We start from the raw sequence: 21,313 nt of genomic DNA on the forward strand, positions 1-21,313 counted from the left end.
ATCAATCCGCCTCCTTGGCGGACACACGCTGTACGGAAGAAGCATGCTCCTCCAAATACCGCAGCGCGTCGGCCCTGGCCTGCTCCGATCCTTTCAGGGAGACGAGGAGCACACCGTACGGCTTGCCGGTGATGTACTCGATCTTCCCATGGAGGATGGACAGGGTGATGTCGAATGATTTGACCACGTCGCTGATGATCGCCTGATAGGCGTTCTCGCCGCGGTAGGTCAGTTTGACCAGCTGTTCGTCCCCTGCAAGGGGTGGCAGCACCGGTACGTCGATGTCCGCAACTTTGGAGACCAACCGCCGCACCGTTTCATGCTGCGGAGCGGTGAAGATCGTGTAGGTGTCCCCTGTTTCGATCACCGAGCCGTGGTCCATCACGGCGACGCGGTCGAACAGCCGTTCGGCCACTTCCAGCTGGTGGGTGATGAACACGATGGTCAGGTGCATCTTCCGGTTGATCTCCCGGAGGATGGAGACGATCTCTTCGGTCGTTTCGGCGTCCAGCGCGCTGGTCGCCTCGTCACAGAGGAGAATCTCCGGATTGTTTGCCAGGGCACGGGCGATGGCCACCCGCTGTTTCTGTCCACCGGACAGCTGGGACGGATACGCTTTTTCCTTGTCCCCCAACCCGACCAGCTGGAGCAGTTCCTTCACCCGGCCGGGGATTTCGGCTTTCTTCCAGCCACCGGCCTTCAGGTTGAACGCGACGTTCTCCCCGACGGTCGAGCCACCGATCAGATTGAAGTGCTGGAAGATCATTCCCATCCGTTTGCGTTCTTCGGCCAACGCCGTTCCGCTGTAGGAGGTGATGTCCTGGCCATCAATGATCACATTGCCGGAGGTGGGGCGCTGCAGCAGGTTGATCACCCGCACCAGCGTGCTCTTGCCCGCCCCGCTCTGGCCTACGATTCCAAAAATCTCCCCCTTCTCCACCGTCAGGCTGACGTGAGAGACAGCGTGAAGCTCCTTTCCCCCGTCAAGAGGAAAGGAGACGCTGATGTCACGCAACTCGATGATGGGGATGTGCCGCATTCCTGCTTCCATCGCTTATTTGCCCTCGCCGTACTTGTCAACCCACCACTGCGGCCGGTCGAACGAGTTGAAGATACTGCCCGGTTTGGTGATGGCGTTGTAGAAGTCCTCCGACTCAACGGCGGCCTTCAGGTCACGTCCCAGCTGGGAATCCACATCCGGGGTCCGGACGGCGACGACGTTCTTGTACCCTTCGGCAAGCTTTTCGATGGCCAGTGCCTTGGTGAAATCAAGACCGGCGGCGATGGCGTAGTTGCCCGGCACGATGCCGATGGCCACGCTGTCCAAGCTCCGGGAGATCTGGGCGCCGTCAAGCGTCTGGAACTTCAGGTTCTTCGGGTTGGAGGCGATGTCGGAGAGGGACACCTTGGTGGGATCAATGCCGTCCTTCAGCGTGATGACGCCGAAGCGGGCAAGGATGCCAAGGCTGCGGGCCAGGTTGGTCACGTCACTGGCGATGGCCACCTGGTCACCGGTCTTCAGCTGGTCCAACGAGGTGTAGACGTGGCTGAATACGCCGGCACCGGCCGTCGGAACGATGATCACCGCGGCGAGGTCCAGGTTGTTCGCCTTGGAGAACGCGTTCAGGTAGACGGTGTGCTGCATCAAGTTCGCCTCGATCTCCCCGTTGTTCAACGCCTGGTCCGGCTGTACCCAGTCGGAGAACTGGACGACGGAGACGGTGTAGCCCTGTTTCTCCAGGTACGGCGCGATGGCCTGTTTGACCATGTCTCCATAGGGCCCGGGGCTGACCCCGATGCGGATCTGTTTCGTGGTGGTCGGCGAGGATGTTTCCTTCGCCCCGTTAGCGAACAGCGCGGCGGATGCCAGCACTGCCGTGATGAGAAGTGTTACAAGAACTTTTTTTGTGGAACGCATATATTGCTCCCTTGCTTGATATCGTTGTCGTTTCCTGCCGTAGCCGGATACTCCGGAAAACATACGGTTGCCTCGAACCTGATGAATCTATGGATGTCGTGTGGATATAAGTATGTGTGCGCTTTTCAGCGCATCATCATGTGGGAGCGCATCAGGAACGAGGACTCAGCATGTGACAGGGTAATTGGTCTCAACATGTGCTCCTCCTTCCAGACGGTGTCTGATTTGTTGTCCCTAACGTTGCCTTTCCGAAGAAAAAATGTCAAGAGGGTGCGACAAACTTTTTTACGAAGATTTGATGAAACACAAAAGAGGGGGGTGTTTCCACCCCCCTCAGGGTATGATAGGAGGAGGTTGCCTTGTCTGTTATTTGTCACACTTGGGAAGATACTGCAGCGCGTCGGCGATGTCCTTGTCCGTCGGGATGGAGTCGGTCATCGTGCCGTCGTTGTAGCTCTTGTAGGCGGAGAGGTCGAAGTACCCGGTACCGGTCAGGCCGAACAGGATGTCCTTGCTCTCACCGGTTTCCTTGCACTTCATCGCTTCGTCGATGGCCACCTTGATGGCATGGCTGCTCTCCGGCGCCGGCAGAATCCCTTCGGTACGGCAGAACAGCTCGGCCGCCTCGAAGACGGAGGTCTGCTCCACCGCCCTGGCTTCCAGATACCCGTCGTGGTACAGCTGGGAGAGGATCGGGGACATGCCATGGAAGCGAAGGCCACCGGCGTGGTTGGGGGACGGGATGAACTGCGAGCCGATGGTGTACATCTTTGCCAGCGGGCACACCTCACCGGTATCGCAGAAATCGTAGGCGAACTTGCCGCGGGTGAAACTCGGGCAGGAAGCGGGCTCGACGGCGATGAACCGGTAGTCCTTCTCCCCACGGAGCTTCTCTCCCATGAACGGGGCGATCAAGCCACCCAGGTTGGAACCGCCGCCGGCGCATCCGATGATGATGTCCGGGGTGACGTTGTACTTGTCCAGCGCCGCCTTGGCTTCCAATCCGATGACCGACTGGTGGAGCAGCACTTGGTTGAGCACGCTGCCCAGCACGTAACGGTACCCCTCGTGGGTGGTGGCGTATTCCACCGCCTCGCTGATGGCGCATCCCAAACTGCCGTTGGTGCCGGGGTGGGCCTTCAGAATGGCACGCCCGACGTTGGTGGTGTCCGACGGCGACGGAGTGACCGTGGCGCCGTAGGTGCGCATCACTTCCTTGCGTGCTGGTTTCTGCTCGTAGGAGATCTTCACCATGTACACCTTCAGGTCAAGGCCGAAGTAGGCGCAGCTCATGGAAAGCGCCGTGCCCCACTGCCCCGCTCCGGTTTCCGTCGTCACCCCTTTCAGACCCTGGGCCTTGGCGTAGTACGCCTGGGCGATGGCCGAATTGAGTTTGTGGCTGCCACTGGTGTTGTTTCCCTCGAACTTGTAGTAGATGTGCGCAGGAGTGTCCAGTTTTTTCTCCAGACAGTAGGCACGCACCACCGGGGACGGCCGGTACATGTGGTAGAACTCACGGATCTCATCAGGAATGGGGATGCGCCGGGTATCGTTGTCAAGCTCCTGCTCCACCAGTTCCTTGCAGAACACGTGATCAAGTTCAGTTGCGGTCATCGGCTGGAGGGTTCCCGGATTGAGCAGCGGCGCCGGTTTGTTCTTCATGTCGGCGCGAATGTTGTACCAGAAATCGGGTATCTCATTCTCCGAAAGGTAGATTTTGTAGGGAATGGTGTGCGTTGTCATGTCGTTTCTCCTTCTTTTGTTTCTCTGTATAAAAACACCATATCATAATTCTCTGCATAGAAACAAGAGGCTGTCCCATCTTTTTTCACTTTTTTTTATTTTTCCTCAGTCGGTGAACCCGATGGCCGCTTTTCCACCGCATGAGGAAAGTACGGCAGGGAAAAATCCTCCTTGGGCGAGAAGGACCAACACACTCCATGACAGTGTACCTTCCTCATTATTGGACTCTGATCCAAGAGAAGATCAGCCTCATTTTCAAGGAGGGATGCATCCTCACATTCAAGAAATATAAAAGGCAACGCTGATTGCATACAACGTGAAAGGAATCAAGCCTCAGACTCAATGATGATGGTCTTGAGGATGTTAGCCTCCGACTACAGGGTTTTCTGACATCATGGAATAGTAGTATTAAAGCTATCACATTTCATACAGGCGGATACGAATCAACGTCAATTCTCGGAAGGAAATATGCCTTGATACAATTAGGATTCCTAATGCAAATTTGGATATGGTTTTTTTCTCTAAACCCCGCAGTAGGATATAATGAGTCTCCTTCAAAGAACACACCCCTAACGCTATCATAATAGTGCTTCTTTGTTTGTTCTTCCTTGAGTTTAATCAACGTTTCAATTACGGCACAATCCAAATACCTGACCAACCCATTACACTTGTTCTCAGGAATTGGTAAGTTTTGTTTGCTTGCATTCTCCATAAAAATTGCATGGGCGGTTTTGAGAAGCATCAAATTACTTGATTCCAAGAAATCAAGACATTCACCAAGACAAATCACCGCACCAAGTACTGCAGGTTCATGAATCTTTTGTTCTTTGTTATTGGGATGAGCTTTTGCATTCCGAGCCCATTCAAGAGCTCGTTGTTCATTATACTCCCAAAAATACATACCATGTCCAAGCCAGTCATACTCATTTACACTTGGACGAAGTTGCACTTGATTGCTCTGTATGATTTTATCACATACTTCTTTATCACAACCATGAAAACCAAAAACTAGTTCGTTTCTTCTTTGATACATAGACTGTTATGATAAGGCTTTGATAATCGTCCTTTTTTCGTGTACACCCCGGTTTTCCTGATAATTTCTGCAGCTAACTCAGGATTGGCTGCTACGTTATCGCAAAACTGTATGAACTCTTGATAATCATCTTGTTTCCGCATGCAATCCATATAATTCATCCTTATTCAAAGGGATATATCAATCCTATCCGATGCTTCAAAGATACACAAGGGAAAGCAAAACTTTTCAGCAATGAATGTCATGAGATAATAGTGAAAGCTTCTTCTGCGTCATGTGTCAGCTCAACCTTACATGGCGATTCCCTTTGCTGTTTGTATCTTTTCTCGCTTAGTAATCCTTTGGAACAGGCAGAACCTGAATGGGAATTACCACAACAACCATCCCAGAACTGTCTGTTTCAAAACTCTCTGTAGGGTATTGGAAGCTTATCCAAATTCATTGCCAAACATGGGGCAGATTGGTCTTTTTCATTTTTCCCTCAGGCGGTGAACCCGATGGTTCGCTTTTTCACCGCATGGGGAAGATATGGCAGGAAAAGCCTCCTTGAGAAGGGTGATCTCCGCTTCCTTGTCCGGCTCTCCCCCCCAGATGCATCAGGCGTCCCGCCTGGTGCATCCTTGCCTGCTCATACAGCGTCCGCACAAACCGGTCGTTGCCGAAATCCGGCTTGGTCCGTACGGATGCAAACATATCGGTGATGGTCCTCTCGGCATCCGGAGCGATAGCCATGATATCCCGGGTAGCCATCAAGCGGAGGATGTCCATCAGTTCATCGACGGATAAATCGGGAAACGGGGCATGGAAGAGGCGATCCTACTGGATAGGCCGGGGTTAGCCGCCAGAAAATCTTCCATGGACTCAGGATAGCCGGCGAAGATGACGATAACATCCTCCCGGTAGTTCTCCATCTCCTCGACGATCGTGTTGATGGTCTCATCCCCGTACAACCCTTTGGATCCATCCAGCAACGCGTTCGCCTCATCGATGAACAGCACACCTCCTTGGGTTTTGGTGAACAGATTGCGCACATGGAGAGCAAGCCCTTCCACAAAGCGACCGACCACCCCGCTCCGCCCTACTTCCACTAAGTTTCCGCTTACCCACCCTTTCTCCTTCCTGATCTGGGCGAACAACCGGACCACGGTGAGCCTTGCCGTTCCGTGGTTTCCGGTAAACACCATGTGCCGTGACGGTGTGGGCTTTTTACACCGAAGGAAGCATAGGCATGCTGCGCCTTGTTGGTATCGATGATCGTATCCCCCAGTTGCTTCACCGAAGAGAGGCCGATCAACGAGGAAAGCAACTCTCGTGCGGTGGGTTTCACCGTTTTGTTTTCCTCCTCGGGAGTGGGAAGATCTAGGTATTGTGGAAACTCCTCTTTGCAGAACAACTGGTCATACCAATACTCATACAGCGTATCCAGTTCATCGTGCGAAGTGAACGTACGGCTACCCACCGGTTCCTGCAATCCCTCAACGGTCGGGATACGGGCTTCCTTCGCCTGCTGCAACACATACGCCAGGACATCCCTTGCCGTGATGTCCTTCTGGCGGATGACCACGAAGCGGATATCCGGAAACGCGTCCTAAATGGCGAGAAGCGCCTTCTCTCATCCCCTCTTTTCAGTTCCATGATGGACAACGTGTACCCGTGTAGCATAAGGACATGTTTCAACGTCTCCAGCACATCGGTATCCTCGATCGCCGAGGTTTTCATCCGCCGGCTTCATCTCAAGGACGATCGTCGAACCCTTGGAACGCCGGTACAGTTGGTACAAACCGTCTTCGTCAAGATTGGAAAACATCGAGGTCACTCCCATGCCGGACACTTCATCCACCAGCAGGGTGCGGTGGTTTCCATCCGGTTGACGGAAGCCAGGCTTCCCACCAGTACATTCTCAATCTTCCGGCACAGTGGCATTTCATCGGCCATCACCAGGTACTGGACCGGGTGCATGCAAGGTTGCCGCGCCCTGCCACGGGAGAAGAAGCACTTCTCTTCCCGGATGAGAACCGGTACATCCACCAACGCTTTGGCGTCCCGCATCTTCGGGCTGATCCGCTCCTTCAGCGACGTGATGGCGAAAGGAGCTAGTCCGAAAGGTTTGAGAAGGTCTTCGGCACTGTCCAGAAATCCCGCTTTCTCTGATTTCTGCACCCAGAAGCTGTACGTGCTTACGGTGATCTCACTCATCAGAATGCATTCCGCTTCAACCTCCACTTCATGGTGATGCTCGATAACTCCTGTTTCAGCCAGGCTGGCGTTCCTCTGCCCCGCTGGACTGCGACCCGCGTCACCTGCACTTTCCCCAGTTCGGTGACAGCGCTCACCGGACGAACCGATTTCGGAGTTTCCGCCCATATGATGGACAACACGGAAAGAAAGTCTTTCTGCTCCTCCCGTTTTTTCGCCAGTCCCCGCTCTGACACCATCTTCTGTTTGCGCGTTATCCGAAAATAACGCATACGCACCTTCTGAACACATAGCGACATGATGGCCAGCAAAAATTTTGGGTCACTAAAAAACAAAAAAACCTCAAAAAACTTTTGTAGGGGGAAAAGAGAGGAGAAATGTTGGATTCCCGCACCTTACTCCGGGATATACAAGCGATGTTCAATCTCTGTGAATCGAGAGCTCGAGACATTCCGCTGGCCGATTGAGTCAAAAAAGAGATTATAATTAATCTATTTATAATTATATAGCTCTTTATGTAATATTCTGGAAATTTGTCAATAGGCAAAAGTACAAAACTTCACCTCTCTTTTTCTAATGCCAATAATTCAGTCTTCCTTTCGGTAGGGAACCCCCAGTTTCGCCGGAACGTTGAATGTATGGCGGAAAATGGTCAGCGCAATGGTAAGGATGTAAGGAAGCGCAATGATCAACTCACGAGGAAACAGGGTGTTCTCCCCCACTGCCTGGATGTAGATGGAGATGGAATCGGCCACACCGAACGTCAACGTACCCAGCAACGCCCCGATGGGGCTCCAGTTTCCCAAGAAGCAGATGGCAAAGGCGATCCACCCGCGTCCCCCGATGATGCTGGTGGTGAACATCCCCAAGTATCCTACCGTATAGAACGAACCGGCAAGCCCACCGACAGCCCCGGCGGCGAGAACGGTCAGAAACCGCACCCGGTTGACATTGATACCTGCGACATCCACCGCCTCGGGGTTTTCTCCGCAGGAACGGATGGTAAGCCCCAGGGACGTACGGTACAACACAAACCAGGCAACCGGCACCAACAGGTACGCCACATAGGTCAATGCCGTCTGGTTGAACAGGATCGGACCCACAACGGGAATATCGGACAACAAGGGGATGCGTAGTTTGGAAAGCGCCTTGATCTGCAGCGGTGTCGTCGGTACTCCGAACAGCACCCGTTGGAAAAACGAACAGAAGCCAACCGCCAAGATGTTCATCGCCGTCCCGGTGACCACCTGCTGTTGCTTAAGCGTCACTGTGACAAACGCATAGAGCGCCGCCATTGCAGCGCCGCAACAAAGAGCAAGGGCGATCCCTGCAAACGTCGTTCCCCAGATATAGGTTCCGACAAATCCACCCCAAGCGCCGAGCAGGAAAATCCCTTCAATGGCACAGACCATCACCCCGGTCCGTTCGGCGAACACCTCGGCAAGGGAACCCAACAGCAACGGCGTACTTACCATAATGGCACGGGCAAGCAGGTTCACCATCTCACACCACCTCCCTGCGTATCCGTCGTTTTTGGGACCAAAGCTGGAATTGGTACCGCAATGCGGCAAAGATGATCACACAGGTCATCACGACACCTTCGATCAACTCGATGATGGACGCCGGAATGGTGACGCCTGGCAGGCGTCCCATCGTGGTGCCCATTACGTTGAGGAATCCGAACAACAGAGAGGCGAAAATGCAACCGATCGGGTTTCCATTGGCTAGGACGGCGATGCCGATGCCGTACGATCCGATGGAAGCGTTGAAATTTCGGAGCAACATGTGCTGCACCCCGTTGATCTCCGTTAAACCCGACATACCAGCCAATCCGCCGGCAATCAGGAACGAGATGACGTACATCCGTCCAGATGGGATGCCTCCCAATTCCGCTGCGTCGCAGTTGAACCCAACGGCACGAATACGGAATCCAAGGGAAGTCTTGTACAGCAACACGGAGATAGCGATTGCCGTCAGCACGGCGATGACGATCCCCCACGTAACTCGGGTCCCGGGGATCAAAGTGGGAAGATACGCCTGAGGAAGAATGGCGTCACTCTGCATGTATTCCGCCTTGGTTTCCTGCAGGCTGGTGCGAAGGAGGTAATCCATCAACGCTGCGACGACGTAGGTGGACATCATGCTGACAAGGAACTCGTTGGCATTGAATTTCGCTTTGACCAAACCGATCAACGCACCGACGGCGCCACCGGCGGCAAACGATGCGACGGCCACCAGTACCAGGAGCAATGGCTGGGGAATCTTTCCACCAAGGGAGAGAGACAACGCCACCGCGACGATCGCTCCCATGGAAAACTGTCCCTGCGCACCAATGTTGAACAAATTCGCCTGGAACGTGAACGCAAACGCCAACGACGTGAACACCAGAGGCGTCGCCTTGACCAGAATCTCCCCCAGGTTGTAGCCATCCCCTACGATTTTGGCGAACGCCTTTCCAATGACGCCAAGAGGGTTGAGGCCCAGGAACAACAGAAGGCTGGCGCTGATGACAAGTCCAATGACCACTGCGGCCAGATTGAACAGGATGCCTTCCAGTTTCTCACCCATGGTTCTTCTCCTTGGCGCCGGCCATCATCAGTCCAATCTCTTCAATGCTCCGCGCTCCATTTGGGAAGATATCAACCATCTCCCCTTGATACATGACGGCGATTTGATCAGCCATCTCAAACAGTTCGGAGAGTTCGGTGGAGATCAACAAGACCGCTTTCCCCTCCTGCTTCGCCTGGAAAATCACCTGATGGATATGTTCCACAGCTCCCATATCCAACCCGCGGGAAGGCTGGTTGCAGATCAAAAGGTGTGTCCCCACCGCCACCTCGCGGGCAAGCACCACTTTTTGCTGGTTGCCGCCGGAAAGGCTCTTCGCGGTATCATCCGGCCCTGTGGCCTTGACGTGATACTGGGTAATCATCCGTTGGGTATCTGCGTTTACCACATTATTCCGGACGAATCCATGGGAAATCCATTTGTCCGAACGCCATCCCTTGAGCAGCAGGTTTTCCGCCAACGACATTTCCATCACCATCCCGTCACGGTAACGGTCAAGAGGGACGTACCCGATGCCCCGCTCATTGCGGCTGCGGACAGAATCCCTGCTGATGTCTTTCCCCTCAAACCGAATCAAGCCGGAAGAAGGATAGAGACGACCGGAGATCACATCGCACAATGCGTCCTGGCCGTTTCCACTTACCCCTGCGATGCCAAACACCTCTCCTTGGTGAATCTGGAATGAAACATCGGTAAGCAACCGTTCTTTTTTAGGACCGATGAGGGAGAGATGTTCCACCGAAAGCACCACTGGTGCTGCAACCCCCGTTTTCTGTTGTGGTGCCGCTTGGGTCTGGATGTCCCGACCGATCATCATACGGGCCAGGGAATGCTCATCCGTATTACTCCGGCGAACCGTATCCACCACCATACCAGAACGCATCACCGTAATCCGATCTGCAACTTCCATCACTTCCCGCATCTTATGGGTGATGAAGATGGCGGAATTCCCCTTTGCCACATAGGAACGGATGAACCGCATTAACGTCTCCGACTCCTGCGGAGTCAGTACGGCGGTCGGTTCATCCATGATCAGAATGCGGGCATTGATGTACAGAGCCTTGAGAATCTCAATCTTTTGCTGTTGCCCAACGGACAGTTTGCCAACCGGCACATCCAACGGAACATCAACCTCATATTCCTGGGCAATTACCTGAACCTGTTGGCTACACTTCTTCAATGGCAGATATCCGTGTACGTGACCAAGAATGATGTTTTCTGTCGCAGTATGGGTGGGAACCAGCGAAAAATGCTGTTGGATCATGGCGATTCCCAATGCCATGGCGTCTCTGGGGGATTTGATGCGCACTTCCCTGCCATGCACCAGCATCCGGCCTTCATCCTTGTCGTACAGGCCGTACAAAATCTTCATGATGGTGCTTTTCCCCGCACCGTTTTCGCCAAGCAAAGCCAGCACTTCCCCATCATTGACGGTGAGGGAGACATCCTTGTTGGCGATCACCTTGGAAAAGCACTTGGTCACATGCTGGATTTCAACCGCAACAGCCATCATCCTTCCCTATACACTAAGGAGCCGGAAGCTCCGGCTCCTTGGAAATATTCTCAGAACAACGCCTTCAGGTCAACCGTTCCGGCTTTCAGGTCGGCGACCGCCTGATCGCATGCAGCTTTGGCTTCCGCAGGGGTGTTTTCCGTATAGACCGGGAAGTAGATGCCTTCAGGAACTCCGACTTCCACCCGCTGGTGGCCCTTCAGGTCACCCTTCAGCCATTCGCTGATGGCCCAGACATACACTTTGGAGTAATCGAAGTTGATGGACGCGACCACCGTCTTTGGGTCGATGACCGTCTGGTCTGCAGAATATCCGACAACTTTGACGCCCTTCTCGATGGCTCCGTTGATCACTCCGAGGCTCAGCTCGTTGGCGTAGGAGAACATCACGTCGGCGCCATCCTCAATCATCGCTTCGGACATCTGCTTGCCCAATGCGACATCACTCCAGCTGTTGGCATACTTCAGGTTGTATGACGCATCAGCAATGCCCCGTTCCTTGGCGATCTTCACTGCGGTCTTCCCATAGACGGCCATCAGGTCCTGCATCGCCTGGTTGGGGTCTCCGCCGATCAACCCGAACTTGCCAGTCTTGGTCAGATAACCACCGATGACAGCAGCCAGATATGACGCCTCGTATTCCTTGGGAAACAACGGGCAGAGGTTGTCCGCGTCACTGTTGGATCCATTGACCATCATGAACAACGTGTTGGGGTAACTGGCCGCGACCGTCTTTGCCGCTTCATCAAACTGCGAACCGGCCGCCATGATGATGTCATACCCGCGCTGGGCAAACTCCCGCATGGTGGATTCGAAATCCGCCTCAGGAACCGCCTCAATGTACTCCATGTTGGTTCCCAACTGCTCGTTGCACGCCACAACGCCCGCATAGTTGGAAGCGTTCCATCCCTGATCGTTGATCTGTCCAGGTAACAGAAGCACGATCTTCGCCGTCGCCGCCGTCTTCGCACCGGAAGATGACGCAACTTCCTTATTTCCCGCGGCAAACGCGGAAGACAGGATCCCCACAACTAAAAAAGTCACTACGAACTATGCTAAGACCTGAAAGCAGGACAGAGGGGGTGAAAAATAAGGAATATCTGCTATCCTTGGAAAGGAGAGGCAGACATGGGGAAAAACCGGAAGACGTATCAGGAGTCATTCAAGAAGCAGGTGGCGATCGAGGCGCTGGAAAGCAAGAAGACAGTAGCGGAAATCGCTTCTGAGAACGGGATCACGCCCGGCATGGTGTCAATGTGGCGAAAATCGTTCATCGAAGGAGACTTCAGCAAGGATCTGGGGAAGACGCGCAAGGAGCTGGAAGAAAAGCAGAAAGCGCTGGATGCGGCGACGATGGCGCTGGGGAAAGCCCAGCTGGAGATCGAACTGCTCAAAAAAAAAGTGAATCCGCAGGGATGAGCGTCTACGAGCTGGTGGACCATGAAAGCGCAGTGGAATACCTTCGCGGGGGCCTTGGCCTTCCGGTATCCGACCAATGCCGTCTCCTGGGAATCTCCCGGAGCAGGTATTACCAGTGGAGGAAGCTGCGGGAAGCCAGGAAAGCAATGCCTGAACGGCAATATGATGGGCGGAAAGAAGAAGAACTCGCATTGGTTGACAAGATCCTAGGCGTCTGGACGGAGAATCCGGCCTGGGGATACCGGAAACTGGGCAGGTACCTGCAGCGGAACGGTTTCCCCTCAGCCACGGAGAAACGGGTGCGTCTCATCTACCAGCGGCTGGGCATCCATGGGGTCTCCCCGGTGTTCCGCACCACCCGCCAGCCGAAAGGGAAATGCCTGAAGCACCCGTATCTGTTGAGGGGGAAGAAGATACGGTTCTCCAACCAGGTATGGGAGACGGACATCACCTACATCCGTCTTCCCGGAGGGATGGTGTATCTGACGGCGTTCATCGACGTGTACAGCCGGAGGATCCTGTCCTGGAGCCTCGGGCGCACGATGGAAAGCGGGTTATGCGTCGACGCGCTGCATGAGGCGGTCATGAACCATGGGATACCGGCGATCCTGAACACGGACTGCGGAAGCCAGTATCTGGGTGGTGATTTCCTTGATGCCGCCTCCAGTTACGGGATCGAGATCAGCAACGACTCGGTGGGGAGATGCCTCGATGACGTGTTTATTGAACGAACGTGGCGGACCCTGAAATATGAATGCATCTTCCTTCATGAGTGGGGCACGATGGAGGAACTGGAGAAGGGATTGGGGATATTCATCAGGAAGTTCAACTTCGAGCGGCCCCATCAGTCGCTTGATTACCGGACGCCGGACGAAGTGTATACGGACGGACGTTTCCCGTCAGCGGGGGACGAACCGAAGAAGACTGAGGTGGCATAGGAGATTTCCTTGTTTTCCCGCCACCCTGTCTTGACAAGGGGCTTAGCTCAAACCACTTTTTCATACTGCCTCTCTCCTTCCTTTCTCGATAGTAATTCCACTGTACCCAACCCACAAGGTTTGTGGGGAGAGAAAATGACCGAAATCTCAAGAATCATCAAAGTTTGTACAAATGGTATCACCACTTCCATACAAGAAAGGCACCATCTGTATGGAAACGATGATAGTGCCTTCGGATAACATATCTCTTTTATGTAATTACACTTCTAATACTATTGCGTGTTTTATATTTTATTACAGAGTTCCCGCAAGAATAGCATCAATGACCACCGCCCCGACCTTGTAGTTGTTTTCCATGGCCGTCTTGAAGATATCGGCGGATTCCACATTGCCTTCATCCGACAACGTTGAAGTGTAGGAAGGATCCCACAGGCTCGCAGCCGAAGCCCCATTCATGAACACGTCCATGTTGACGGAGTCCCGGATGATGAAATAGCGGTCCAGCATACCGTACCGGTCAAGAACCACACCAAGTGCGACATCCTCCATCTCCGTCAAGGCGAAGGGATCGGGGCAGCCGTACGTCTGGGTCATCAGCACGGCATTGGCATGGTCGTACTCCCCTTTCCAGTAGTTGTCACCACTGGCCGTCGTTCCCCGAAGCACTTTGGGATCGCGCACCGCCCACTCAGCCCCATCGAAAGCCGCGGACATAAAATTCCTCGTCCTTGGCGTCGTCTCAATCTTCACGTCCTTGACCAGATCGTACACCTTGGCCATCAAATCCTGGTTAAGGATTTTGTAGGAAGAACTGTCGTAGCCGGAATCATGGAACCACGTCGTCTCATACCCTTCAGGAAGATCACGGATGTCTGCATGGTGGCCAAGGTCATAGTCCACCGCCGCAGTGATGACAAACACATCGCCCATCACGCCATACCCAACAGCGGAACCGGCGCAACCGGTACTCATCACATAGCAATCGGAGAAATCAAACCGGGGGTCGGAGAGCACGGCCTGCAGGGAGACGGCCGTGTTGGCCTTTCCCATTCCGGTGACGTACAGACCGACGCCGTCCTTCACATACAGTTTGTTGCCATCAAAGCCACCCACAATATCGTAGGCTTCTCCGCCCTTCTCATAGGCGTCATAGTAGTACTGCGCTTCTCCAGGAAAATCCCCGGTCATCTCGCCTACTTCGAACTTTGGAAGGATCAACACCTTCAACGGAATCTTGTCTGTCGTCTCAATCATCCCTTGGGCGTACAGACCAGCACAGATCGCCACCACCATGACGATCACCATCAATCGTTTTTTCATCATCTTGCAACCACCTCACCCCACAGGTAGCAGAAGCACCAACGGTGAGTCAATACCAAACCGGGTTTGTCAAAAAGAGCGCAAAAGAATCAATTATTCATCCACCCTATTGACCGGCTTCCCCTGAAGAAACGCGCGGACGTTGTCCACGGCGATGTCCATCAGCCGCTGGCGGGTTTCCTTGGGAGCCCAGCTGATGTGCGGCGTGATGATGCAGTTCTTCGCCTTGAGGAGCGGGTTGTCCGGAGAAATCGGTTCGGAGGAGACGACATCCACCCCGGCGGCGTACACCTTGCCGCTGTTCAGTGCGTCGGCAAGATCCTGTTCGTCGACCAGCCCTCCCCGACTGTTGTTGATCAAAATCACGCCATCCTTCATCCGGGCGATGCTCTCCCGGTTGATCATCCTTGCGTTCTTTTCCGTCAGCGGACAGTGCAGCGCGATGACATCACTGACCCGGTACAACTCGGGAAGGGAGACGAACCGCACCGGTCCCTCCACGGCAGAGGGGTTGTACGCCACCACATCCATGCCCAGCGCCTGGGCGACGGCCGCCGTCTTTCTTCCAATTCTTCCGTAGCCGACGATGCCCATCGTCTTCCCTTCCAGTTCGATGGACGGATAATCCCAGAAGCAGAAATCCGTACTTTGCGACCACTTTCCTTGGTGAACCGCCTGGTCATGGTGTCCGATGTGGTGGCAGATCTCCAGCAACAGCGCAATGGCGAACTGCCCCACCGCCGCCGAGCCGTAGGAAGGAATATTGGTTACCACGACCCCTTTCTCCCGTGCCGCGGCAAGGTCAACCACGTTGTATCCGGTGGCTAGGACTCCGATGTACCGGAGTGAGGAAGAGCCGAGGATCACGTCCCGGGAAAGAAGCGTCTTGTTGGTAAGCACCAGTTCATACCCCTTGATCCGCTGTGCGACCAACTCCACCGGAGTCCGGTCATACACGGTGAGCTCTCCCAATTTTCCCAGTTGCTCCCAGGAAAGGTCCCCGGGATTCTCCGTATATCCATCCAGAATGACGATCTTCATGGCGTTCTCCTGTCTGTTACGGTAAAACGGGATCAAGGAAAACGCAAGAAGGAGTTCAATGGGTGGTGCAGAATTCCATGATCATCCCATGCCAGAAGACAGGATCCACCGCTTCCCTCGCCGAAGGATGGGGCATCCAGAGGGGAAGGGCACGTACTTCTGATGATGCAATCGCAGAGATGCCGTTCTGGATGGTGATTCCTTGGTACGAGAAGGCTTCCTGTGGTTCGAAATGAACATTCGGCATCTTGTACCACAGGTCGCTCACCCCGAAACAGATGACCAGTTCCGGCCGGAATGCTTCCAGTTCCTCAAAGAAAGCCGCCTCAGAGCGGTGGTGCTGTGCCGCCGTTCCACGGACCTGTCCGTCCGACAGCGCTTCCTGCAGGTAGTTGGTGGAGATGATGGAGTCCCAGACATCGTCCTGTGTCTCAGAAGAGATGTCCTGTTCTTTGCCGATGCCGGCCACCAGCTGGACAACGTACCGCGGCACGGAATGAACGAAGCCGTCCCTATTGGAGTGGATGTACCCGCAACACCCCGGACGACGGATCTGAAGGCAGTGCCCAGTATGGATGCAATCCTGATAGCGGTCACCCCAGCTTTCCAGCATCGCTCTTTTGCAGTGGGTGCTGCCACCGAGGATCATCACCCTGCGGTCCCAGAACCGCCCCTCTCCATACCGCTTTTCCACCGATGGCAGGAAGAACACGTCCGGAAACAGGTTCATCGTTCCCGTTTCTGAATTTTAATGGAGACAGGGGGTTTCCTCTTCCCTGCAGATACCGCCATGCAGACAGGGACAGTCCATCAGATCCTCCGTATGGATTCAATGGGAGAACGAAAAACCACGAAGTACAGAGAGCGCCGCTTTGCCATCCTGCAAGAGAGCATCCGTCTTCGCGTCGATGCTGATGGCACCCCGGAATCCGATTCTCTCAAGATGGGAGAGAAACGCGTTGATGTCCTGGTCCATCGTGGTGGGGAACCTGCGCTCCCCCCGGGTGGCGATATGGGCATGGGTGACCAGGGTGCCGGCGCCATCCAGATCCTCCCATGGCTCTTGTTCGCACATCATGTGGTAGATGTCCGGCGCGATGCCGAAGTTGGGACGATCCACCATCGTAGCGAATTGGACCGCATCCTTGACTGTCGTGACGGCATTGGTCTCCCCATGGAACAGGGGTTCGATGGCGATCTGCACATGATAATCTCCGGCGATCTCCGAAGCGGTTTGCATCCTGTTCGCCAACAGGGAACGGGCGTCGTTCTCCTTCATCAAAAGGGGGAACCTTCTGCTGCCACCAGAACCAAAGACGGCCATCCGGGCACCCAATTGTTCCATCCTGCCGAACGCCTGGCGGAGGTATGCTTCATGGTCCGTCTCAGAGACGGTATACAGGTTCATCGTCTTGGGATAGAAGAGGTTGCAACTGTACACGGGAAGATGATGGGAAAACCCCTGCTGTTTGACCGCTTCCCACGCTGCTTCCGGCAACGTGACAAGCACGCTGAGTGGCAACTCCAGATAATCGAATCCCGCCGCCTGGGCGGCATCCCAATCCTCCACATTTCCACAGAAGCCGAAGTGCATACCCCCTCCCATCATCTTCGACATGGTAGCACATCCAAGGAAAAGGAAACATGGTTTCTTTTCGTTCTTTTTACGGCCCCAATCATTTCACAATGTTCAGGTATGTGTGCATAGGTATGGACCGTATGGGAAGAAAACAGATTGTCGTCATGCCGGTCTCCTGGCACATCCCCACCCAGCTGGGGGAGAATATCCACCTGGAGCGCATCCGACGAAGGCCCCCGGCTGCCTTGGTCTCAGAACGGGCCGGAATCAGCCGCTCCACCCTGTGGGCGGAAAAACGGGAAGCCCGTCGGTGGCCATCGGCATCTACGAGGGGTGCCCCTGACAGTGCGGCGGGAACAGGATCCGCTGTTGGTCGCAAAAGAAGATGCCGTTGGCTGGAAGCTGCAGGATCTGGACCCCAGTACGCCCAAGCGGGCGCCGAAACGGAAAAAGACAACTACCATCTGGCAGACAAGAAAGGGCCGCGTCCACCAACGGCGGAACGCGGCCCAGCTGGAGCAAACCTTTGGAAATCAGATATTGTCCTTGGTCAGGACGGAAACACCGGTGTCAACCACTTTTCCACCCAGGCTCTTGCCGGAGAGGACGTCCACGGCGGCCTTGAGGCCTTCATAGCCCATCACATCCGGGTTCTGTGCCATGGTGCAGAGCAGGTATCCTTCTTTGATCAACTGCTTGATCATATCGGACTTGTCGAATCCGACGCCGACGACCTTGCTGCCACTCTCGTGGATGGCGTTGCCGATCCCGACGGTGGAACCTTCGTTGGCTCCGAACAGACCGACGACACCCTGGGTGATGAAGTTCGCCGCGGCATCCTTGCTGCGGGCTGCATCACCGTCACAGTACTGGGTCTCCAGGATATCGAATCCCTGGCCTTCGAACGCGGCGCGGAATCCCGCTTCACGGGCGACGGTGGACGCCGTGGCGGCGTTGACGCTGATCACTCCGATTTTTCCGCTCTTCACGCCCATTTCCTGGAACTTCTTCAGCATCTGCTCGCCTGCGGTCTTTCCGGCGGCCTTGTTGTCCGTCGCGAAGGTCGCTTCGCCAGGATAGTTCGCCGCGGAGTCGACGTAAATGATCTTCACGCCGGCAGCGGTGGCTTCCTTCAAAGCCGCGGTAACGGCATCCGGACCGTTGGCGGCCAGCAGAATGGCGTTGGCTCCCTGGGCGACGGCGTTGTTGATGCATTCGATCTGCTGCGCGTCATCCTTGGTGGCCGGCGCGTTCCACTTGTACTCGACGTTCCCCAGTTCCGCGGCGGCTTTCTGGGCCCCCTTGTCCACATTGGCCCAATGCTGGTCCATCTGGTCCATGGTGATCAACTGGATCTTCCAGGCCTTTCCTGCCGTCTCCTTCTGCCCTTGGGCAAAGACGGACGCAAGAACCAGCGCGACGATCAACAGCATCGCGATACCTTTCTTCATAGTCGTACCTCCTTCCTATGAAACACCTTCATATCATGCATCCCCGTGCGGGGAATTGCATCTCAAGCTTTCTTCCTGCCAAGCTTCACCGTCTTGCCGCTGCGGACCACCACGTCCAGCAGAACGGACACCACGACGATGATGCCGATGACAATGTTCCGGATGGCGACCGGAGCACCGGCGAACTGCAGACCGTTCTGCAACACGCCCCAAATGGCGGCACCTACCACAGTGCCCAGCAAAATCCCCTGTCCGCCCAGCGTGGAGACGCCACCGATGACCGACGCCGCGACGGCGTACAGCTCGTAGCTGTTGCCGGCATCCATCGCTCCCATGCCTGCCGACGCGCACTGGGTAAGGCCGACGACGCAGGAACAGATCGAAGCGATCAAATAGACCTTCATCGTGGTGGACAGAATGCTCACCCCGGAGAGCTTGGCCGCCTCCGGATTGGAGCCGACGGCGTAGATGTGCCGTCCGGTACGGGTTCGGGAGAGGATGAAGTCGAAGATCACCCACAGCACGATGGCGATCCAGACGGTGGAGTAGATACCCAGGAACTTGCCGTAGTAAAAGAAGTTCCGGAACCCTTCGGCGGCATGCCCGATGCTGTCCGTGTTGTAGTTGTTGTTGGCGATCTGGGCGATACCGCGGGCGATGGTCATCGTACCGAGCGTCCCGATGAACGGCGGCAGTTTGCATCCCGCCACCAGAAAGCCGTTGATCGCGCCGATGCCAATGCAGGCGATGAACGTCAGCACCACCGACACCCACGGGTTCAACCCTTTGGTCATCAGCGTCGCGCTGATCATCGTCGACATGCCGACCACCGAACCGATGGAAAGGTCGATGTTCCCGGTAATCAACACGTAGCTCTGTCCGATGCCGATCAACAGGATCGGCGCAATCTGCCTGAGGAGGTTGTTGATGTTTCTGCCGGAAAAGAACGTCGGGTTCAGGATTCCAAACACCACGCACAACAATATCAGACCGACGGTGACGGTAAGCACCTGTCCCATGCCACGATTCGCCGTCACTTTCTTCTTGTTCTCCATATCCTCAGCCTACCTTTTTCTGAAATGTGGTCGCCAGCGTCAGGATTTTCTCCTGCGTCGCCTCGTCCCGCATCATCTCGCCGGTCACATATCCCTCGCACATGACGATGATGCGGTCCGACATCCCCAGGATTTCCGGCATCTCCGAGGAGACGAACACCACACCGATGCCTTTCTGTTTCAGTTCGTTCATCAACTGGTAGATCTCCACCTTGGCTGCGACATCAATGCCCCGTGTCGGCTCGTCGAAGATCACCACGCGGCTGTTGCGGGACAGCCACTTGGCCACCACCACCTTCTGCTGGTTTCCCCCAGAAAGCGAGGCTGCGGACACTTCCCCGCTGGGAAGCTTGATGCTCAGTCCTTCCACCGCCTTGTCCACCATCCGTTTCTCCGCCTTCCGATCCACCACTCCGTAGTGGCAGAGCTGGTCCAGGTTGGGAAGGGAGATGTTCTCCCGGACGGGAAGCTTGACGCAGAGGCCATCCTTCTTCCGGTCTTCCGGAGCCAGCACCACCCCTTGGCGGATGGCGTCCATCGGGCGGGTGATGGTGATCGGCTTTCCGTCCAACAGAATCTCTCCGGATTCTTTGGGATCGGCGCCGAAGATGGCGCGGGTCGTTTCGGTGCGCCCGGCGCCCATCAGGCCGGCGATGCCCAGAATCTCCCCTTCCCGGACGGAGAAGGAGACATCATGGACCATTTTTCCTGCATTCAGGTGGTTCACCTGGAAGATTGTTTTTCCTACCGGTTCCTCGACCCGTGGGAATTTCTCCTTGATCTCCCTCCCCACCATGTATGCGACGATCTGGTCCATGGAGAGATCCTTGAAGTTCCCCTGCGTGATGAACTTGCCGTCCCGCATGATGGTCACCCGGTCGACGATGTGCTGCAACTCCTCCAGACGGTGGGAGATGTAGATGATGCCGTGCCCTTCCTTCTTCAGCTTGGTGATGATCCGAAACAGCTCGGTGATCTCCTTGCTGGTCAGTGAAGAGGTTGGCTCGTCCATGATCAGAATCTTCGCGTTGATGGACAGCGCCTTGGCGATCTCCACCATCTGCTGTTTGGATACGGCAAGTTCGCCCACCAGGGCGTTGGGATCCAGGTCGATGGAAAGCTCGTCCAGAATCTTCTGGGACTGGCGGACCATCTCCGCCTGGTCCAGGATGCCGCCTTTTCTGCAGATCTCCCGACCGAGGAAGATGTTCTCCGCCACCGTCAGGTGCTGGCACATGTTCAGTTCCTGGTGGATGATGGCCACGCCAAGCTTCTTGGCGATGTTCGGCGTGATCTCCCCCACTTCCTTCCCGAAAATCCTGATGGTTCCGCTGTCGCGGGTATAGACACCGGAGAGGATCTTCACCAACGTGGACTTGCCGGCTCCGTTTTCCCCGAGGAGCGCCATGCATTCCCCTTTGCGCAGGGAAAAACTGACATCATCCAGCGCTTGCACGCCGGGGAACGCCTTGGAGATGTGCTGCATCTCCACGATGGTCTCTTCCATTCCTCTCCCTCCTTCCAACGATAGTCTCACCCT

The 21,313-nt window shown here is 55.1% G+C and carries 22 protein-coding genes; 2 read left to right on the forward strand and 20 right to left on the reverse strand.

Going from position 1 to position 21,313, the window contains the following annotated elements; all coding sequences use genetic code 11:
• Position 1: 1 nt before the first annotated feature.
• From LKE28_02480 to LKE28_02540, 13 genes are all read right to left on the reverse strand, one after another.
• Positions 2–1,039 carry an ATP-binding cassette domain-containing protein gene (locus tag LKE28_02480; GenBank protein MCH3907128.1) on the reverse strand — a complete coding sequence of 346 codons (1,038 nt, stop codon included), beginning with the start codon at positions 1,037–1,039 and terminating at the stop codon, positions 2–4.
• Positions 1,040–1,054: 15 nt separating this feature from the next.
• Entirely contained in the window at positions 1,055–1,918 is an 864-nt protein-coding gene (locus LKE28_02485) for a MetQ/NlpA family ABC transporter substrate-binding protein (protein MCH3907129.1), read from the reverse strand.
• Positions 1,919–2,284: 366 nt separating this feature from the next.
• Positions 2,285–3,661 carry a TrpB-like pyridoxal phosphate-dependent enzyme gene (locus LKE28_02490; GenBank protein ID MCH3907130.1) on the reverse strand — a complete coding sequence of 459 codons (1,377 nt, stop codon included), beginning with the start codon at positions 3,659–3,661 and terminating at the stop codon, positions 2,285–2,287.
• Between the two features lie 424 nt (positions 3,662–4,085).
• A complete protein-coding gene (locus LKE28_02495; GenBank protein MCH3907131.1) occupies positions 4,086–4,694 on the reverse strand; it encodes a hypothetical protein in 609 nt (202 codons plus the stop codon).
• A 510-nt stretch (positions 4,695–5,204) separates the two neighbouring features.
• On the reverse strand, positions 5,205–5,444 hold the full coding sequence (locus LKE28_02500; protein MCH3907132.1) for a hypothetical protein: 240 nt from the start codon (positions 5,442–5,444) through the stop codon (positions 5,205–5,207).
• Positions 5,445–5,461: 17 nt separating this feature from the next.
• Positions 5,462–5,878: an AAA family ATPase gene (locus LKE28_02505; GenBank protein MCH3907133.1), complete on the reverse strand. Its 417-nt coding sequence runs from the start codon at positions 5,876–5,878 to the stop codon at positions 5,462–5,464.
• On the reverse strand, positions 5,794–6,258 hold the full coding sequence (locus LKE28_02510) for a hypothetical protein (GenBank protein MCH3907134.1): 465 nt from the start codon (positions 6,256–6,258) through the stop codon (positions 5,794–5,796). The genes LKE28_02505 and LKE28_02510 overlap by 85 nt, the downstream gene beginning before the upstream one ends.
• A gap of 248 nt (positions 6,259–6,506) precedes the next feature.
• Entirely contained in the window at positions 6,507–6,890 is a 384-nt protein-coding gene (locus LKE28_02515; protein MCH3907135.1) for a hypothetical protein, read from the reverse strand.
• Positions 6,890–7,162, reverse strand: a complete 273-nt coding sequence (locus LKE28_02520) for a hypothetical protein (GenBank protein ID MCH3907136.1) — start codon at positions 7,160–7,162, stop codon at positions 6,890–6,892. Before LKE28_02520 ends, LKE28_02515 begins: the two co-directional genes overlap by 1 nt.
• A gap of 315 nt (positions 7,163–7,477) precedes the next feature.
• The gene (locus tag LKE28_02525; protein MCH3907137.1) at positions 7,478–8,392 is read right to left on the reverse strand and encodes an ABC transporter permease; all 915 of its coding nucleotides are present in this window, start codon (positions 8,390–8,392) and stop codon (positions 7,478–7,480) included.
• A 1-nt stretch (position 8,393) separates the two neighbouring features.
• Complete coding sequence (locus LKE28_02530; GenBank protein ID MCH3907138.1) at positions 8,394–9,458, reverse strand: ABC transporter permease; 1,065 nt, start codon at positions 9,456–9,458, stop codon at positions 8,394–8,396.
• The gene (locus tag LKE28_02535) at positions 9,451–10,968 is read right to left on the reverse strand and encodes an ABC transporter ATP-binding protein (protein MCH3907139.1); all 1,518 of its coding nucleotides are present in this window, start codon (positions 10,966–10,968) and stop codon (positions 9,451–9,453) included. The genes LKE28_02530 and LKE28_02535 overlap by 8 nt, the downstream gene beginning before the upstream one ends.
• A gap of 53 nt (positions 10,969–11,021) precedes the next feature.
• Complete coding sequence (locus tag LKE28_02540; GenBank protein ID MCH3907140.1) at positions 11,022–12,014, reverse strand: BMP family protein; 993 nt, start codon at positions 12,012–12,014, stop codon at positions 11,022–11,024.
• Between the two features lie 84 nt (positions 12,015–12,098).
• Here LKE28_02540 and LKE28_02545 point away from each other — a divergent pair, with 84 nt between their 5' ends.
• Together LKE28_02545 and LKE28_02550 are read left to right on the forward strand one after the other, a co-directional pair.
• Complete coding sequence (locus LKE28_02545; protein ID MCH3907141.1) at positions 12,099–12,389, forward strand: transposase; 291 nt, start codon at positions 12,099–12,101, stop codon at positions 12,387–12,389.
• Positions 12,386–13,327, forward strand: coding sequence for an IS3 family transposase (locus LKE28_02550; GenBank protein MCH3907142.1), 942 nt, complete (start codon positions 12,386–12,388; stop codon positions 13,325–13,327). The genes LKE28_02545 and LKE28_02550 overlap by 4 nt, the downstream gene beginning before the upstream one ends.
• A 294-nt stretch (positions 13,328–13,621) precedes the next feature.
• Here LKE28_02550 and LKE28_02555 read toward each other — a convergent pair whose 3' ends face one another.
• The 7 genes from LKE28_02555 to LKE28_02585 all read right to left on the reverse strand — a co-directional run bounded on the left by LKE28_02555 (position 13,622) and on the right by LKE28_02585 (position 21,280).
• Complete coding sequence (locus LKE28_02555) at positions 13,622–14,650, reverse strand: purine nucleoside permease (GenBank protein MCH3907143.1); 1,029 nt, start codon at positions 14,648–14,650, stop codon at positions 13,622–13,624.
• Between the two features lie 90 nt (positions 14,651–14,740).
• Positions 14,741–15,688 carry a D-2-hydroxyacid dehydrogenase gene (locus LKE28_02560; GenBank protein ID MCH3907144.1) on the reverse strand — a complete coding sequence of 316 codons (948 nt, stop codon included), beginning with the start codon at positions 15,686–15,688 and terminating at the stop codon, positions 14,741–14,743.
• A 55-nt stretch (positions 15,689–15,743) separates the two neighbouring features.
• Entirely contained in the window at positions 15,744–16,418 is a 675-nt protein-coding gene (locus LKE28_02565) for a hypothetical protein (protein ID MCH3907145.1), read from the reverse strand.
• A gap of 99 nt (positions 16,419–16,517) precedes the next feature.
• Positions 16,518–17,297 carry a sugar phosphate isomerase/epimerase gene (locus LKE28_02570; GenBank protein ID MCH3907146.1) on the reverse strand — a complete coding sequence of 260 codons (780 nt, stop codon included), beginning with the start codon at positions 17,295–17,297 and terminating at the stop codon, positions 16,518–16,520.
• Between the two features lie 503 nt (positions 17,298–17,800).
• Entirely contained in the window at positions 17,801–18,718 is a 918-nt protein-coding gene (locus LKE28_02575; GenBank protein MCH3907147.1) for an ABC transporter substrate-binding protein, read from the reverse strand.
• A 62-nt stretch (positions 18,719–18,780) separates the two neighbouring features.
• Entirely contained in the window at positions 18,781–19,773 is a 993-nt protein-coding gene (locus LKE28_02580; GenBank protein ID MCH3907148.1) for an ABC transporter permease, read from the reverse strand.
• Positions 19,774–19,777: 4 nt separating this feature from the next.
• Positions 19,778–21,280: a sugar ABC transporter ATP-binding protein gene (locus LKE28_02585; GenBank protein MCH3907149.1), complete on the reverse strand. Its 1,503-nt coding sequence runs from the start codon at positions 21,278–21,280 to the stop codon at positions 19,778–19,780.
• Positions 21,281–21,313 lie beyond the last annotated feature (33 nt).

Source organism: Sphaerochaeta sp., from assembly GCA_022482495.1.
Lineage (GTDB): Bacteria > Spirochaetota > Spirochaetia > Sphaerochaetales > Sphaerochaetaceae > RUG023.